At 35.6% G+C, this 17,816-nt stretch carries 12 protein-coding genes; 5 read left to right on the top strand and 7 right to left on the bottom strand.

Annotation, left to right across the window (positions count from 1 at the left end; translation table 11 throughout):
- Window positions 1–711 (bottom strand): ATP-binding cassette domain-containing protein, encoded by a 711-nt coding sequence (locus ACFSAH_RS15235; protein ID WP_379663598.1) that lies wholly within the window; start codon window positions 709–711, stop codon window positions 1–3.
- Window positions 712–980: 269 nt separating this feature from the next.
- On the opposite strand from ACFSAH_RS15235, the gene ACFSAH_RS15230 reads away from it, so the two are divergent.
- From ACFSAH_RS15230 to ACFSAH_RS15215, 4 genes are read left to right on the top strand one after another with little or no spacing between them, the layout of a single operon-like run.
- On the top strand, window positions 981–2,168 hold the full coding sequence (locus tag ACFSAH_RS15230; RefSeq protein WP_379663597.1) for a glycosyltransferase family 87 protein: 1,188 nt from the start codon (window positions 981–983) through the stop codon (window positions 2,166–2,168).
- Window positions 2,165–3,097 carry a glycosyltransferase family 2 protein gene (locus tag ACFSAH_RS15225; RefSeq protein WP_379663596.1) on the top strand — a complete coding sequence of 311 codons (933 nt, stop codon included), beginning with the start codon at window positions 2,165–2,167 and terminating at the stop codon, window positions 3,095–3,097. Before ACFSAH_RS15230 ends, ACFSAH_RS15225 begins: the two co-directional genes overlap by 4 nt.
- A complete protein-coding gene (locus ACFSAH_RS15220; protein ID WP_379663595.1) occupies window positions 3,094–3,888 on the top strand; it encodes a polysaccharide deacetylase family protein in 795 nt (264 codons plus the stop codon). The genes ACFSAH_RS15225 and ACFSAH_RS15220 overlap by 4 nt, the downstream gene beginning before the upstream one ends.
- The gene (locus ACFSAH_RS15215) at window positions 3,881–4,762 is read left to right on the top strand and encodes a lysylphosphatidylglycerol synthase transmembrane domain-containing protein (RefSeq protein ID WP_379663594.1); all 882 of its coding nucleotides are present in this window, start codon (window positions 3,881–3,883) and stop codon (window positions 4,760–4,762) included. Before ACFSAH_RS15220 ends, ACFSAH_RS15215 begins: the two co-directional genes overlap by 8 nt.
- Window positions 4,763–5,321: 559 nt before the next feature.
- Here the strand turns inward: ACFSAH_RS15215 and ACFSAH_RS15210 are convergent.
- The 6 genes from ACFSAH_RS15210 to ACFSAH_RS15185 form a co-directional block, all read right to left on the bottom strand.
- Window positions 5,322–6,686 (bottom strand): FGGY-family carbohydrate kinase, encoded by a 1,365-nt coding sequence (locus ACFSAH_RS15210; RefSeq protein ID WP_379663593.1) that lies wholly within the window; start codon window positions 6,684–6,686, stop codon window positions 5,322–5,324.
- On the bottom strand, window positions 6,687–7,961 hold the full coding sequence (locus ACFSAH_RS15205) for a sugar isomerase (protein ID WP_379663592.1): 1,275 nt from the start codon (window positions 7,959–7,961) through the stop codon (window positions 6,687–6,689). It abuts the gene before it with no gap.
- A 337-nt stretch (window positions 7,962–8,298) separates the two neighbouring features.
- Complete coding sequence (locus tag ACFSAH_RS15200; protein WP_379663591.1) at window positions 8,299–10,419, bottom strand: bifunctional aldolase/short-chain dehydrogenase; 2,121 nt, start codon at window positions 10,417–10,419, stop codon at window positions 8,299–8,301.
- 24 nt (window positions 10,420–10,443) lie between these two features.
- Window positions 10,444–11,520, bottom strand: a complete 1,077-nt coding sequence (gene rhaT / locus ACFSAH_RS15195; protein WP_379663590.1) for an L-rhamnose/proton symporter RhaT — start codon at window positions 11,518–11,520, stop codon at window positions 10,444–10,446.
- A gap of 423 nt (window positions 11,521–11,943) precedes the next feature.
- Window positions 11,944–12,975: a GntR family transcriptional regulator gene (locus ACFSAH_RS15190; protein ID WP_379663589.1), complete on the bottom strand. Its 1,032-nt coding sequence runs from the start codon at window positions 12,973–12,975 to the stop codon at window positions 11,944–11,946.
- Window positions 12,976–13,249: 274 nt separating this feature from the next.
- Window positions 13,250–14,692, bottom strand: a complete 1,443-nt coding sequence (locus ACFSAH_RS15185) for a glycoside hydrolase family 28 protein (protein ID WP_379663588.1) — start codon at window positions 14,690–14,692, stop codon at window positions 13,250–13,252.
- A 165-nt stretch (window positions 14,693–14,857) separates the two neighbouring features.
- Here ACFSAH_RS15185 and ACFSAH_RS15180 point away from each other — a divergent pair, with 165 nt between their 5' ends.
- Window positions 14,858–17,680 carry a TonB-dependent receptor gene (locus ACFSAH_RS15180; RefSeq protein WP_379663587.1) on the top strand — a complete coding sequence of 941 codons (2,823 nt, stop codon included), beginning with the start codon at window positions 14,858–14,860 and terminating at the stop codon, window positions 17,678–17,680.
- Window positions 17,681–17,816 lie beyond the last annotated feature (136 nt).

Genomic DNA, 17,816 nt, shown 5'->3' with positions numbered 1-17,816 from the left:
TTAAATATTAGTCAGTTTTATAAAAACAGGCTCCAAAGAAGTCTCCTGATGTTGGGCAAGTAAATAAGCGAGACTATCATTTGCCACAATATTACCCTTGTTTATAATAACTACCTGATTGCAGATAGCCTCTACCTCCTGCATAATATGTGTAGACAGGATAACTGTTTTTGTTTCACCCAACTGCTTAATCAGGTTTCTGACCTCCAAAAGCTGATTGGGGTCTAAGCCAGAAGTCGGTTCGTCCAATATTAAAACATCAGGATCATGCATAATAGCATTAGCCAGTCCAACCCTTTGTTTATATCCTTTTGACAGGGAACCTATTTTTTTATGCTGCTCATCACCAATCCCTGTTAAATCTATTACTTCTTTCAGGCGTTGCTGTTTATTTTTCAAATGATGTAATCCTGCTACAAAACCTAAAAACTCTTTGACATACATTTCCCAATACAAGGGATTATTTTCAGGTAAATAACCTACTCTTTTTTTCACTTCTAACGGATTATCCAAAGGCGAGAATCCGCAAACCGTTGCCATACCTGAAGTTTGAGGAATATAACCAGTAAGCATTTTCATAGTTGTTGATTTCCCGGCACCATTTGGTCCCAGAAAACCCAGCACCTTACCTGGTTTTGCTTCGAAAGAGATATTATTTACTACTGTTTGATGACCGTAAACTTTGGTCAGATGTTCTACAACAACTCCCAATTTATCTTATTTTTTTTCGAATTTAAGGAAATTCCTACCGAAAAGGGAAAGGCAACCTGCAATTTCGGTTAACACTTTTTTCAACCATCACTTTTAATACCCAAGGAACGACCGATAGAAAACAATACATCTGAGTTTTTCTTTCCCCCTGATTCCTTATTTTTATATTGAAAAATGAAAACCAAATTAACAGAGAAGATAGAATAAACTTTATTTTTAACAATAACAGAAAAAACACATATCTTTCTCTCAAATTTACAATAAAAACAATGCTTAATAATACTGCCCACAAACTAACCAAACTAAAGGGCTTTTTTTTAAATAAAAAAACTTTAATTATCACTTATATTTTACTGGCAGTAATTACCGCTTTAAAACAATATGCAAAAGGAAGTTTCAATAACTACCTTATTTTTAAACATACTTACTGGCACTCTGTAAACTTCCAAAACCTTTATATTTCTTATCCGGAATACATGGACACCAACCACTATGGCCCTATTTTCTCTATTATTATAACTCCTTTTGCTTTATTACCCGACGGAGCAGGAACAATTTTATGGAACATAGCCAATGTATCCATTCTTTTATGGGGCATTTTAAGTCTTCCAATGAAACTTAACAACAGGATTATTATAGGATGGATATGTGCTCACGAAGCACTCACCGCTTTATTTAGCTTTCAATTCAATATTGCCTTAACCGGTCTGTTACTACTATCTTTCTCTTACATCTATAAACAAAAAGAATTCAGGTCAGCATTAGCAATCATGATAGGGACATTTGTTAAATTATATGGTATTGTGGGTTTATCTTTCTTTTTCTTCATAAAAAACAAAGGGCGTTTTATACTTAGCCTAATAATAAGTTTCTTAATATGCCTGGCTTTACCTATGTTAATTTCATCCCCTGAATTTGTATTTCAATCTTATCAGGACTGGTACCATTCTTTAGTAGAAAAAAACAGCTTAAATGCAAGCTTAAACTCTGCTCAGGATATTTCTGTAATGGGATTAGCGAGAAGACTTACCCAAAATCCAGCAATCTCCAACCTACCTTTTTTAATTGCAGGACTTTCCTTATTTGCATTACCATACTTGAGAATTAAACAATACAAACATTTAAGTTTTCAGTTAATGTTGCTTGCATCAACCTTAATCTTTACAGTAATTTTCAGTAGCGGATCCGAATCTCCCACCTATATTATTGCATTTTCAGGAGTAGCTATCTGGTTTTTAAATCAGGAAAACAAACCTAATAAACTAACCATTTCTCTTTTTATATTTGCATTGGTGTTAACGTCGCTTTCTCCTTCTGATTTGTTTCCTAACTTCATCAGGAAAAACTATGTACAACCCTATTCACTAAAAGCATTACCATGTATTTTAATATGGCTACATATTGTTTACCTGATGTTGGTCAAGGATTTTTCGAAATTCAAGCTTAATCAACCATGAGAGAACTTGTTTCAATAATCATACCTGCTTATAATGAAGCAGAAAATATCCCTGTTATATCCAGGGCATTAAAAGATGTTTTCAAAACATTGCCTTACGATTACGAGTTTATTTTTGTTTGTGATGGATGTACAGACAACAGTTTAGATGTATTAACCAATCTCAACACCCAGAATCCCGAATTATTTTTTATAGAGTTTTCCAGAAATTTCGGTCATCAGCTTGCTGTTAAAGCAGGATTAGATCACGCCCATGGCGATTGTGTAATATGTATGGATTGCGATATGCAACATCCCCCTTCCTTATTACCTGACATGATTGCCAAGTGGAAAGAGGGCTACGAAGTTGTTTACACGATAAGGGAAGACGATAAACGACTTCCTGCTGGCAAAAGATTATCATCTAAACTATATTATAAATTTTTAAACAGCTTATCTGACGTTGATTTAGATGCTGGCTCTGCCGATTTCAGATTATTGGACAAAAAAGTGGTAAATGTTTTAAGAAACTTTAATGAATCTGATCCTTTTTATCGTGGTTTACTAAAATGGATAGGCTTTAAACAATATGCTATACGTTACCAACCTGGACAAAGACATTTGGGAACCAGCAAATATAATCTCAAAAAGATGATCAGATTGGCATTACACGGTGTAACTTCTTTCTCCATAAAACCACTGTATGCGGCTGCTTATCTAGGTTTCATTTTCTCTTTATCGTCTCTACTCTATATCCCATACGTACTTTATGCATTATATTCAGGACAAGAGGTATCTGGTTGGGCATCTATTATTATGACTATCGTTTTTTTCGGAGGATTACAATTAATCATCTTAGGTATTACTGGTATTTATCTTGGAAAAATGTTTATGCAAAGCAAACAGCGACCTAATTATATTGTGAGGTCTACAAACCTTAAACAAGCGTGATATTATTAAGCTTTGATATAGAAGAATTTGATATGCCTTTTGAATACAATAAGGATATATCTTTTGACGATCAGATAAACATATCTATCGAGGGAACCAACCATATTCTTGATATCCTTGATAAACATCAGGTAAGGGCAACCTTCTTTAGTACGGTTACTTTTGCTAAAAATGCGCCTCAGGTAATAGAAAGATTAATTTCTGCCGGACACGAGCTGGCCTCACATGGTTATTATCACTCTCAATTTGAAGATGCAGATCTTCTAAAATCTAAAAACGAACTCGAAGAATTAGGAAAAACACCTGTTCGTGGTTTCAGAATGCCAAGGATGATGCCTGTAAATGAAGAGTCTATTGCTAAAGCAGGTTATGAGTACAATAGTTCTATCAATCCCACTTATCTGCCGGGTAGGTATAACAATTTAGATAAGCCAAGAACCTATTTTAAAGAACACAATATCTGGCAAATACCAGCATCTGTAAGTCCCTTAATCAGGTTCCCGTTATTTTGGTTATCATTTCACAACCTTCCATTAGCTATGTATAGTAAGCTAGCTGGTTGGGTATTAAAAAAAGACGGGTATCTCAACATCTATTTTCACCCATGGGAATTTACAAACCTAAACGATAAAGAAAGATTTGGCTTTCCAGCCTATGTGATGAAAAATACCGGAGAACAAATGATCCATAGAATGGACAGGTTTATTGCTCAGCTTAAAACCAGGAATATTCCGTTTGCCACAATTTCTGATTTTGTAGACAAAAGAATAAATAATAACGAACGTGTTTAAACAGGGACTCAAACTTACAGCAAAAATCGCAATCACTACATTTGCATTATATTGGGTTTTCAAAAACACAGATATAGACTTGTTATGGAAAAATATAACTAAAAGCGATCCCCTATTTTTATTACTGGCTATACTTTCATTCTTACTATCACAACTTTTTGCCGCTGCAAGAGTAAATATATTCTTCCACCAAATAAAACTTTCGCTCAACAAATTTTACAACTATAAACTCTACCTTGTGGGTATGTTTTATAACGTTTTCTTGCCCGGAGGTATTGGAGGAGAAGGTTATAAAATCTATTTTCTGAATAAGAATTTCGGCACAGATAAACGCCAGTTAATCACCGCTATTTTTCTGGACAAATTAAGCGGGCTTTGGGCCATCTGTTTATTAATATGTTCTTTTATACCTTTTATTGAAGAAACATCTTTTTTAAATATCTATTCCTTTTCCGCCATAATTGCCGGAACAACTGTATATATTTTATTGTACAAAATATTTTTCAAACAGTTTTTTACAGCATTCCCCAAGGCGCATTTGCATGCTCTGGGTTTACAGGTTATGCAGGTGGCTTGTGTTATTTTTATTCTTTTTGCCTTAAAAGAAGATCAGGACAATCTACGTCTGTTACCTTATTTAACTCTTTTCCTTGCATCGGCTTTTATGGCACTTTTCCCTTTTACAATTGGCGGATTAGGTGCCAGAGAACTGGTATTTCTATATGGCTCAAAATATCTGGAATTAGACCCGCAAATAGCCGTTACTTTAAGCCTGTTATTTTTTGCCGTTTCTGCGATATGCTCTCTCCCCGGAGGTTACTTTATTTTCAGGCCAGAGGCCATTGCTAAAGAAAAAAACAGCGAAACGATATAGCTATAACGATATTTGAAAGGAAGGTTTTAGATTACAGCACAAAGTTAATCTATACTTCTCACTAATTTTTAAATCGCTTTTCCTTCCTTTTAACTTTCAAATTTTTAAACCTCCCTATTTATGATTAAATTCACCATACCTATCCTATAAGGTTCACTAGAGCAGCAAATTCTCTATATCTAAACACCTAAAAAAGTCCATCAAAGTCTGTTAAAGTCCGCCAAACTCTGCAAGAGCCCGCTATTGCTAGAGACTTGCTTCGTATTTACCCCCACCCTGACTCGACAATACCTCTTATATTCTTCGAGTTTGCTTCGAGAAACCTTCGACTAAGCTTCGACTGGTCTCGAAGCCCACCCGAACACTCCCCGAAGACAACTCTAATCAGTCTCCTGTCTGTCTTCAAGCTGTCTCCTGTCTGTATGCCTTTTAACACCACAATAGTTTTCAGACAAAAGAGCGATTTTAAAAATCAGAATCTTATAATAAATCCCAAAAGGAAGCAGTCGTGTCAAAATAGCTATTGTCATTCCAGCCCGCATATTCGGAAAAAAAATCATTAAGCAATTTCCTCTGTACTTCGTGGATAAAATCTCAATTCGATAATATTACCCGAAATCGGTGTCCGATTCCATGATTTATGAATAGCTATTGCTGTTCCCATAGCTGTTGCCTGTGCCATTGATGCCGCAAACAATTCTTCTTCTGGAAAAGCATTTGCCATTAGATGCATAAAAATATCGTTATTTCCGAAACCTCCATCTACAAAAATCCTTCGCACACCACTATCTTGTATGGCTAGCTTAGTCGATTTTTCTTGCTGTCTAACAATATCCATAATTAATTGGTGATAGGCTTCGGTTGCGTTTTCAAAAACAGACAAATCCCTATCAGCAAACTTATTATCATCTCCTTGTGAAAATTTCGACTTTAAAGATGCTATATATTCCGGATTATACTTTACTGTTTTAAAAGTAGAACTTCCCACACCAAAATGTCCCGAAATTCTCTTTGTCTCCTGTTCATGTTCGTATCCTGCAAACAATCTTGAGGCTTTCACCGGCGTCCCTTTGTAATTCATATAGCATAAACTATCCTGCTTTAATTCTTCTAAAGTCAAAGGATTACTATTAAATGGATTTAAGGAAATACACCATGTTCCTGTAGAAAGCAGAATAAATGGTTCGTGGAAATTCTCTAAATATGGAATTAAAGCCGCCGAACTATCGTGTAAACCTGCGCCAACTTTAAAAGAGTGTCCCTGAAAAGCCGTTTCTACAATCTGATCTCCGGGTAAAATAGGAGCAAATTTTTCGGCAATTCCTTCTTCATATACCCACCTGTGATAATCATTTTTTTGAAAGTCCCACAAATTGGTGTGACAGCCTATACTGGTGATATCGGTAAATACTTTTCCGGTAACCAAATAACTTAAGTACTGCGGTAAATGAAGTGCGTATTTAATCTTTTCGAACAATTCTGGCTTTTCGTATTTTATACGATAAAGTTGCATACCAGAATTTAAGCTTCCCAAGACGGGAGAAGCGGTGTTCTTGGCAAACTCCTCTTCTCCGCCGTAGGTGTTATAAAATTGTTTTAAAAGATGCTCTGGATATAATTTCAAATAATTATACAAAGGCGCAACGGGTAATCCATCTTCGCCGATATATACAAAACTTGCACCATAGGTCGAAAAATTCAATGCTTTCACGTCGAATTCTTCTTTTCTTAAGACTTCTGACAGAGAGTCGAAAACAGAAAGCCTTAAACTTTCTAAATTCTCGCATGGATCTCCGTCCTCGTCTACGGTTTCTATAAAACGAGCCGATTTTTCGTATACAATACGGTAATGCTCATCAAATAAGAACAGTTTTTTATTGGTTTTACCCACATCAAAAACTGCTATTACGGGTTTCTTACTCATCTATAATCCAGTTGCTATGCTAACAGCTCCTCTTTCTTCTGTCAACTTCTCTCTTACTTTTAAATCACGGAATAATTGAACAGGATCCAATGCCGCACCAGCTCTTAATCTTGATTCCGCTACAATAGAACGTACATCTGTTCTAAAAGCATCTTGTAAAATTTCTTGTGCTTTAACAACATCATTAGCTTGTTGCGCTTCTTTTAAAGCTTTCCTATCAACCAATAATGCTTGTGCATAAGCTATTTTAATTGCTTCTACAGATTGTAATAAATCTACCAATGGATCTTTTAAGTTATGAGATGCGTCAATCATCCAACCTAAACCTGTTGCATGATCTATACCTTTAGCATCCATACCATCAACCAATTCGTTAAAAATCAAAAATAATTGATAAGGTTTGATTGCTCCAGCTGTTAAATCATCATCAGCATATTTAGAATCATTGAAATGGAAACCACCTAATTTACCTTCCATTAATAATAAAGCTACAATCTGCTCTATATTTACATTTGGTTGGTGATGACCTAAATCTACCAATGTATAAGCTTTTTCGCCTAATTTATTCGCTAGCAATAAAGATTGTCCCCAATCTGCAATAGTGGTTGAATAAAAATTAGGTTCGAAACCTTTGTATTCAACAAACATTTTCCAATCAGCCGGTAAGTGCTTATAAATTTCTTTTAAAGACTCTAATGTATTTTGGAATGCTTCACGGAAATTTAATTGTCCCGGAAAAGAAGAACCATCTGCCAACCAAACCGTTAATGATTTTGAACCTAAAGCAACACCATGTTTAATTACTTCAATATTATGATCTACGGCTTGTTTTCTAACTTTAGGATCTACGTGATGTAATGATCCAAATTTATAGCTATGCTCTTGTCCTTTTTGATCCTGGAAAGTATTAGAGTTAACGGCATCAAAACCTAAACCATGAGCCGCAGCCAAAGCTTTAATTTTCTCTGCATCTGAAGGAATATCCCAAGGAATGTGTAATGAAATTGCACCGCTGGATTGATTCAGCTTATGCAATAAACCTACATCTTCTATTTTTTGCTCCAATGTACCAGGTTCGCCCGGACCCGAAAAACGACCAAAACGTGTTCCGCCAGTTCCCAAAGCCCATGAAGGAATTGCTATCTGAAATACTTTTAATTTTTCGACAATATCTTCGGTATTGGAAATATCTTCTGTAATGAATTTGAACTTTCTTTGATGAGCAGACAAGTTTTCCTGATTGTGCTGTTCTATCTGATTTGTTTCTATTAGCATGATTTAGTATTTAGAGGCCTCTCCCACAAGAAGGTATCTAAAAGATCAGATTTGTCACATTGAGCGGAGTCGAAATGTGTCTCCAAGTAACACTTAAGAGGCTTCGACTCCGCTCAGCCTGACAAAGGTTGTGCTTTTAAACATCCTCAGCAGAGTTGCGCTATTTACAATATTACAGTTCTTAAGTTGAAAGTTTCACTTCCAATAAGCACTATCTTTTGTAAGACTGAGTTCCGATCCTAGGGAAAGTCTCTACAATGACCCTTCGACTCCGCTCAGGGTGACAAACGACTTTTCATACAATCGGCCCTCGGTCTTATTACTTAAAACTTATGACTTATCTTACAAATGCCATTGCCACACCGCCATCTACATTTAACACGTTACCTGTAGATTTATTCAATAAACCTCCGGTGAAAGCGAAACATGCATTTGCAATATCAGCTGGCAAAATAATCTCATTTAATAAAGTACGTTTTGCGTAATAGGCAGGAAGCTCCGCTACAGTAATTCCATAAGCTTTTGCTCTACCTTCAGCCCATCCGCCAGCCCAAATATTGCTATCAGAAATAACAGCATCTGGGTTTACAACGTTTACACGGATATGATCTGCACCTAACTCTGCAGCATTTAATCTGCTTAAGTGTAGTTGCGCAGCTTTAGCACTTCCGTAACCTGCATTATTTGGTCCGCTAACTAAAGCATTTTTACTTACGATATTGATGATATCACCACCGATTGCTTGTTTTCTCATTGTATCTACAGCAGCCTGGGTTACTAAGAATTGACCTTTTACTAATACATCATATAATAAATCCCAATCTTTTTGAGTATGCCCTTCTATTGTTTTAGAAATTGATAAACCTGCATTGTTTACTACAATATCAACACCACCAAAAGCTAAAGCAGCTTCACCTAAAGCTTCTTCTATTTGCTCTTGATTTGTTACATCTAATAATGCAGTTGCATAAGAATCTTTGCCAAATTCTTTTTTAAACTCTTCGCCTGCTTCAGCTAAGCGCTCAGCATTCATATCATTTAAAATAACTACAGCACCTTCAGAAACAAATTTCTTTGCAATAGCTTTACCTATACCACCAGCACTACCTGTTATTAGAGCAATTTTTCCTGATAGTGCCTTTGGTTTAGGCATACGTTGTAACTTGGCTTCTTCTAATAACCAATATTCTATATTGAAAGCCTCTTGCCTTGGTAATGATGTATATTCAGAAACTGCCTCTGCACCTTTCATTACATTAATAGCGTTGGTATAGAACTCTGCCGCTACCCTTGCCGTTTGCTTGTCTTTAGAGAAAGCAAACATACCTACGCCAGGATAAAGAATTATCACCGGATTAGCATCACGGATAGCCGGGCTATTATCGTGTTTACAAGTATTATAATAATCAGTGTACATTTGACGATAAGCTTCAAATGCAGGAGCTAATCTTTCTTTGATTGCTGTAACATCTGACAAATCTTCGTCTTTTGCTAAATCTAACACTAAAGGAGAAATTTTAGTTCTTAAGAAGTGATCCGGACAGCTTGTTCCTAATGGAGCTAATCTTCCTAAATCGTTAGAATTGATAAATTCCAAAACTCTTGCATCATCTGTGAAATGACCTATCATGTGTCTTTCGCTAGAGCAAAATCCTCTTAAAATAGGAGCGATCTTAGCTGCTTGTTTCTTTCTGCCTTCTGTCGCAAGACTTTCTACTTTTTGCCCACCAAATACTGGTCCTTTTTTGCCGTAGCTAGCTTCTAAGTACTCCGCACATTTCTCGATTACTTCTAAAGTATTTACATAGCTTTCGTAAGCTGTATCTCCCCAGGTAAATAAACCGTGAGAACCTAATATGATTCCTCTGATTCCCGGATTTTCATCTAAACATTGTTTTAACTGCAAACCTAAGTCGAAACCTGGTTTTTGCCACTCTACCCAGCCAATTGTTCCACCAAACAATTCTTGTGTAATTTTCTTTCCGTCTTTTGCTGCCGCAATAGCGATAGCTGCATCCGGATGTAAATGATCGATATGTTTGAATGGTAAAAATCCGTGTAAAGGTGTATCGATGGAAGGTGCTTTAGAAGCTAAATCATAAATGCAATGGTTAAATAGCTCCACCATTTCATCCTCATGCTCAATCCCTCTATAAACGTTTTTAAGACTTCTTAATCTGTCTACGTAAAGTGCCGCCAAACCACTTTTAGTTAAAGTACCGATATCGCCACCTGAGCCTTTAATCCACATGATCTCGGTTTCTTGCCCAGTCAATGGATCTTTAGCTACTGCTTTACAAGAAGTGTTCCCACCACCGTAATTTGTCAATCTCAAATCGGCACCCAATAAATTGGAGCGGTAAATTAATAAAGCTACTTCGTCTCCTGCTAATTTAGCAGCTTCCGCTTCGTCCCACAGGTAGCTTACATGTTTAAAACTTGTTGTTTTAACAGACATATTCTATATATAATTAATTTGCTTTTATAATGTTCTTCCGTATCCTACTACTACTATGGAAAGTATAATTGTAGCTATCCCTAAAATAATGGTGTTATAAGTTTTCTTATCTACGCCTTTCCATTCTTTTAGAATTACACCCCACACATTGGAAATTAGGATAATGAAAGCCATGTGTAAAATCCAGGAACTTGGCCCGTTACCTAATTTACTTTCGCCCATTCCGTAAAAAAAGAATTGTAAATACCAGGTAGTTCCTGCCAGAGCACAAAGTATATAGTTTTTAAGTAATGGTGTTTTTTTATCGGTATAGTTAGAAAAGGTTTTGTTCTTAAAATTCAGGAACATGCACCAAATAAAGTTCACGGTTAATCCTCCCCAAAGGATTACAATGTAGGTAACGTTGTTCTGAAACAGGAACTCGCCTTGTCCCGGGTTTGCTGCTTTCCAAAGATCATTGGCTACTATAGCCAAGGGTTTTCCGGCTTCTAAACCAAAATTAAAACAGGCACTTAAAATCCCTGAAACTATAGCTACTGTAATACCAATACCAAAATTGAAATCTTTATTTTCTTCTGTTGCTTTCCCTTGCTTAGAAAATTGCTTTTCTTTCATTACACCTGCTCTGGCACATAAAACAATTCCTACTACACAGATGGCTAAGCCTATAAGTACGGCATTTCCGGAACGGGTGGTAAAAAACATGTCTATGGTTTCTTTGCCTTCTGTACCTGAAAAATAGTAGTAAACAGAGGGCATTAATGAACCAAAGACCATACTTAAGCCCAGAATAATACTTCCTCCTAAAGAAACTCCCAAATACCTTACTCCCAACCCATATGTTAAGCCGCCTATTCCCCATAAGAAACCAAACAAATAGGTGTATTTTAAGATATCTTTACTGCCCTGACGAATAATTTCCGAGAAATCAGGGATGGTAAGATATGCCGCCAAAGGGGGCACAATTAACCAGGAGAACAAGCCTCCTACAATCCAGAAGGTCTCCCATGACCATCCTTTTACTTTTTTGTATGGAACATAGAAACTTCCCGAGGCGAATCCGCCAATAAAGTGAAAAATAACTCCTAGTAACGCTTGCATTTAAGTTCAATTGATTTAAGTGAAGCTAATTTAGATAGTTGATTTTATACTTCTGTCATGCACTGTTATGGAAGGAGGAAATAAAAGAGTCTATATTGTACGTTAATCGTTTTCCCCATCATTTTGTGTAACATTAGTTCTTTGAAAACTTCCTGATTTTTATTAAGCTGCTATTTGTTTTGCTACTCAAAAGATCGTGAACGATAAGAAATGTGTTATTGCGAGAAGAGACGAAGGGACAATCTCTCTTTACCGAAACTTTTCAGATCCTTAAACGAGTTCAGGAGTACCAACTAAACAAAACTCTCAACTTTTGTCCATCAAGACATAAACATCTAATACACAAAGCAAAACCACACACTTTGTACCATAAAAGAGCTTCTTGTTTCTCATTAAACAAGAAAACTAAAATTTAATAGATTTTCACAGAGACGGACGTATATTAACTTTGAAAGGTACTGCTACATGCTCCAGCTTCTGGCTTTTAATCATCTCTGCTACCATACTTCCCATTGTTTTAAAGTCTGTAGAAACTGTAGTAATACCATTCAATAAGATTTTCTTTAAAGGCGTTTCATTATAGGAAATCACCCCTACGTCTTCTCCTATTTTTAAATTTGCAGAAAACACTTTCTCTATAATAGAGACCAAATCGTCTTCCATCAGATTGATATATACTTCTCCTTTATTAACAGGTTCTGCAGATATATCCTGTACTACTTTATAATTAAAGGCATATTGAATACAAAATCTTTTAAATCCATTCAGTATTTCACGAGGGAAATAACTTCTTTCCGGGAAAATGATTTTTAATGTTTCATACTTAGCTAGGCCTTCTTTAAGCTGCTCTAATGCAGAGTAAATATCTTTTTCAAAATCTTCATAAATAGCTCCGTAAATACCATCAACTTTTTCTACTTTCTTATCTAACAATATGAGTTTTTCTTTAGGGATTGTATTGATAATCTCATGCGCATTTTCTCCTCCTTCTACAAAATGGGGAATAATCACATAATGCGAATAGCCTTTATCTTTATTTTTGATTAGCTTTTTAAAAAGCATATAATCGTTATTATAAATATAAAAATCTATGGCTGCATCTTCTCCTAAGGAAGAAACTAAAGAGTCGTATATTATTTTTTTATGGGCAGATAGCTTATTGAATAATAAAAAAATCTTTATCTTTTTTTTAAAATCTGTATTGGATACATAATATCCTTTTCCGGGAACAGAAACAATTACACCTAACTTTTTTAAATAACGGTATCCTTTTTCTGCTGTATCTCTGGATATTTCCAACAAGTAGCTCAATTCATTTATAGAGGGCAGCAAATCTTCTTTGACCAACTTCCCGTTTTCTATCGCAGAAATAATAGAATCACTTAATTGCAAATATTTGGGTGTTGCAGAATATTCGTCAATAAAAATAAAATTCAAAAAATCAGATGCTTTCATGTAACCGAGTTCATTAACCAGCCGGTTAATTTATAACAAAAAAACGGCTTTTATAAATTAAAGCCGTTTTTTGGGATACCGATACTTCGGCATTTGTTATATTGAGTACTTCGGCAAGCTCAGTACAGATTTTAGGGGATATTTCCTAATGAGATCCTTTCCTTCGGTCAGGAGGACGGAAGAAAGGAGAGACAGGATGACAGAACAAGCAACAACAAACGAATAAGTTTGAAATCCGCTCTATTCCTTCTTATAAAACACCATTTTTTATTTCCTAAAACTTCTCAAATTCACCTTTAACACTTTTATCAATTTTACTTAAATCAATCAGCTCTCCATTTATTTCAACGTTTTCAAAAACCATATTTTTGGTATGATTAGATTGAACCGGAATTTTCACTCCGTTAATGGTAGAGTTAATCACTTTTAAGTTCTCTACCGGAGATTCTTCGTAAGCATTAATTAGCACTCCAAATTTCCCACCTTGTTTAATATTCAGGTTTTCCACTGTAATATTTTTAATGGTTGGCATAAAATCACCTGGTTTTTCATAAAACATGTCACAAAGAATAGCAGCTTCTTTATAAGTGCCCACTTCTACGTTTCTCATATAAACATTCTCGATAACACCTCCTCTTAAAGAGCTTGTTTTTAGCCTTAAAATTCTATCCAGATTTGGGCTGTCCATAATCAGATTCTGAGCAAAAATATTTCTGGCTCCTCCAGATATTTCGCTTCCAATAACCACACCGCCATGCCCATCTTTCATTTCGCAATTTTCTATAATATGGTTTTCTGCTGGTCTTGCTATATTTCTTCCATCCTCATTTCTTCCTGATTTAATAGCGATACAATCATCTCCCGTATCAAAGTAACATCCTGTGATTAAAACATTTTTGCAGGATTCCGGATCGCATCCATCATTATTTGGACCATGTGTAACTACTTTAACATTTCTAACCGTGACATTTTCACATAAAACCGGATTTATATTCCAGAAGGGAGCATTAATAATTTTCACATCGGCAATAAGTATGTTTTTAGATAAGTAAGGTTGAATAAATGGGGGTCTCAAATAACTTCCATCGCCATGGATTCTCTCTCTGGCAGGCACTAAATCTTTAACCTGTTGGGTTAACTTTTTAACTGCAGCTAACTGATTAGGCATACCTTCTTTCCAGCCATATTCTTTTTTAGCTTTCCATGGCCACCAATAATCATTATTGGCATTTCCGTCTAAAATACCATTTCCTGTAATAGCTATATTTTCCTGTTCGTAAGCATAAATCAATGGTGAATAATTCATACACTCCATTCCCTCCCAACGTGAAAAAACCAAAGGTTTATAATCGTCAATATCTCTGCTAAATACTATTCTGGATCCATCTTCCAGATGTAAATTCACGTTGCTTTTTAAGTGGATGGGTCCTGTTAAAAAAGTTCCTTTGGGTACAATAACCCGTCCGCCTCCATTTTGATGACAAGCTTCAATAGCGTTTCTAAATGCTTCAGTACTTTTAATATTACTATCCAATCCAGCTCCATAGTCAGTAATTTTGAAATCGACATTTTTAAATACCGGAGCTATAATTAATTGACGTATACTATCTGCCGTATTCCAGGCTGTATCTTCCGCAGAAATACGTTTACTATTTGAACACGAGAGTAAACAACCTGATAATAACATCCATACAATTCCATTAAATAACTTTTTCATGTGATAATAATTTCTTTAAAATAGTGATTCCCTTTCTACGAAAACTTAAAACAAAGGCACAAGATAATAATTGTCTATCAAACATTTTATTTATTTTCTTTTTCATTGATTAAACCAAACGAATCAATTATCGTCTTAGTAAGCTAAAACCTTAAATCCATAGTCTTGAAAAGAAGCATACTTTTTATTTTACTTGCATTTACCTACAGTTACACATTTGCTCAAAAAAACATTACAGGAACAGTTATTGACAGCACTAAACAAACAGTTATTGGTGCTCTGGTAAAAATAACATCTCCATTAGACACCATTTCTACAAGTACCAATATTGATGGAATATTTTCTTTCAGGAACATAAAATCTTCAAACTTCACTATTTCTGTCAATGGGTTGGGATATCGCTCTTTCTCCAAGTCATACCAATTTGATAACTCACAGAATACTATAAGATTAGAAAACATTACCTTAAAAACTCAAACTAACATGTTAGACATGGTCGTAGTTGATGGTACGCCTACCATTACCTATAAAACCGATACTATGGAGTATAGAGCCGATGCTTATAACATGAAAGAGAATGCCACGGTAGAAGACCTGGTCAAAAAAATGGAGGGCATGGAAGTAGATAAAGATGGGACTTTAACTGTTCAGGGCGAACAGATAAAAAGAGCAAGGATAAACGGTAAAGATTATTTCGGCGGTGACGTGGAAGCTGCTTTGAAAGACCTACCTTCTGATATTGTAGATAAAATACAGATTATTGACGATTATGGTGACGAAGCCCGTAGAACAGGTGTTAAAGACGGCGATCCACAACGGGTGTTAAACATTGTAACCAAAAGCAATAAAAGGGTTGGAAATAGAGGCCGATTTGAAGTGGGTGCAGGAAGTGACAACAGGTATCAACTTACTGCTAATGCCAACCGCTTCAATGGCAACCAGCAGCTAGGCATACGTTCGTCTCTTAACAATACGGTTACTGGAATTGCCAACACAAATGGTGATTTAGGAGGAGGCAACCAGGGAGGAAATAATAGAAATAATGGTGGAGGAAATAACAGAGGTCAGGGAGGTTCTGGCGGGAACCAGGGCGGAAATTCGGGATCGGCAGGAACCAGACAGGCAGGAAGATTTGGGCTCAACTATAATGATGACCTTAGCTCTAAATTAAAGTTGGAAAGTAGTTATAATTATAACGGATCTAATACTAAAAGCACCAGTGAATCTCTTTCTGATGAAATATTTAAGGATAAAGACACAGGTACTATTGAGCATTTATATAGTGATAGAAAAGGGGATAACAAAAATAAATCTTACACACATGCGCTGTCGGCTAAATTGGAATATGAAATAGATAGTGCCAACTGGTTAATCGTTAGCCCAACCCTTAATCTAAGAAGAAATACAAGTAATAGTATTACAAATTTAAAGCAGTCCGGAATATTCAGACAAGATCAGGTCAATCAGAATGCCAATATTGGAAAAACGCCTAATTATGGACTCACATTAAATTACGGGCATCGGTTTAATAAAAAAGGAACGGTGGCATCTGTGCAGTTAAGTGCCAACAATTCGGAAAACACATCAGACAGAGATGCTAATAATCGAAGACTTTATCTATCCAATGATGAAAATGAGTCCCTGTTAAAAGATTCACTACTACACAGAGCCATTGCCAATAGAAACCTTACCGAAAACTACAGGGGTAGTTTAACTTTTAGTCATCCTCTTACCAGTAAGTCCAGATTAGAATTTAATGGACAGGTAAATTACAGAGGCTATGATAATAGTCAAATTACACAGGTAATTGATGAGTTTGGTTATGCTAACACGGTAGATTCTTTAAGCAAAATATTCAATTATTCTTTTACAGAATCCAGGTTGTCGTTAAATTATAAATACACCCAAACCAAATACAATTTTGCATTAGGTTTATCGGGAGTTCCAAATGCATTAAAAGGTTATTCAGAATCGAGAGGTAACTCTACCCACAGAAATAGTTTTAATATCATCCCCATTGCCAGATTTGAATATAAATGGTCAAGACAAAAACGCTTTTCTATCAATTATACAGGAAACCCTACTGAACCTACATTTGACCAAATACAGGATGTACCCGATGTAAGTAATCCTCAAAATGTTATTATTGGTAACCCCGATCTAAAAGCGGCTTTCAGACATAGCATACAGGCTAATTTCAACAACTATATTTCGCAAACAAAGTTGAATTATTATGCTGGATTCAATGCTACTTTCAATGAAAATCAGGTCATCAGAAACGTGATTCTGAAACGAGATGAATATAATGGAAGAAAAATGGAAACTCACTTTATGAATGCTAATAAAGGGAATTACAATTATCGGGGAAATTACGGAATCTCTAAACGTTTTGGTGACAACAAATACAATCTGAGCTACAACGGTACTGCCGGTTATGGTAAAACCTTATCTATGAATAACAATTCTGAGAACATTGGTAAAACCTGGAACTTAAATCAAAGATTAAATTTACAGATAGATCCTAATGACTGGTTAGAGGTTAATCCAAATATCAGATACAGCTTTAATCAGGGTAACTTTTCATTAGATACCATCTCCAACAGTCGTATACATAATTGGACTTTAAGCCTGAGCAGTAAAGTATACTTTCAAAAAACTTTCTACCTGACTTATGATTTAAATAAAAACTTCATCGAAGGTATTAATGCCAATGTCACCAGTAATCCTTTTATCATCAATGCATCGTTAACTAAAGAATTTTTGAAAAAGAAAGCCGGCGCTGTTAGTCTTAAAGCGTACGATTTGTTAAACCAAAACAACTTTATTAACAGACAAATTACCGATAATGCCATTATAGATACCAAGTCTAATGCGTTAAGCCGTTACTTTATTTTAACATTTACCTGGACTCCACAAAAATGGACAGGCGGCAAAAAATCATCAGGTAATTTTCAAAGAAGAGGCGATGGAAGTTATATGGGAGGATAAGAACAAAAAAAGCTATCCTTACGGATAGCCTTTTAACCAAACGTATATTTAATCTACAATCCTGAATCGTCCAGGGCGAAGGTATTCTTTCGGGTCTTCCATTTTCCTCTGGTGAAATCTGGAATGTCCTGACTGG

The organism is Pseudopedobacter beijingensis (genome assembly GCF_042678145.1).
Taxonomy (GTDB): domain Bacteria; phylum Bacteroidota; class Bacteroidia; order Sphingobacteriales; family Sphingobacteriaceae; genus Pseudopedobacter; species Pseudopedobacter beijingensis.
The sequence above is the reverse complement of the archived record's forward strand: the minus strand, read 5'-3'. Positions and strand labels throughout refer to the sequence as shown.

Bases quoted from the DNA above. Each gene is read 5' to 3' on its own strand.
- ACFSAH_RS15210 (WP_379663593.1), bottom strand. From the start codon at position 6,686: ATGAGTAAGAAACCCGTAATAGCAGTTTTTGATGTGGGTAAAACCAAT.
- ACFSAH_RS15200 (WP_379663591.1), bottom strand. From the start codon at position 10,419: ATGTCTGTTAAAACAACAAGTTTTAAACATGTAAGCTACCTGTGGGAC.
- ACFSAH_RS15185 (WP_379663588.1), bottom strand. From the start codon at position 14,692: ATGAAAAAGTTATTTAATGGAATTGTATGGATGTTATTATCAGGTTGT.
- ACFSAH_RS15190 (WP_379663589.1), bottom strand. From the start codon at position 12,975: ATGAAAGCATCTGATTTTTTGAATTTTATTTTTATTGACGAATATTCT.
- rhaT (WP_379663590.1), bottom strand. From the start codon at position 11,520: ATGCAAGCGTTACTAGGAGTTATTTTTCACTTTATTGGCGGATTCGCC.
- ACFSAH_RS15230 (WP_379663597.1), top strand. From the start codon at position 981: ATGCTTAATAATACTGCCCACAAACTAACCAAACTAAAGGGCTTTTTT.
- ACFSAH_RS15225 (WP_379663596.1), top strand. From the start codon at position 2,165: ATGAGAGAACTTGTTTCAATAATCATACCTGCTTATAATGAAGCAGAA.
- ACFSAH_RS15205 (WP_379663592.1), bottom strand. From the start codon at position 7,961: ATGCTAATAGAAACAAATCAGATAGAACAGCACAATCAGGAAAACTTG.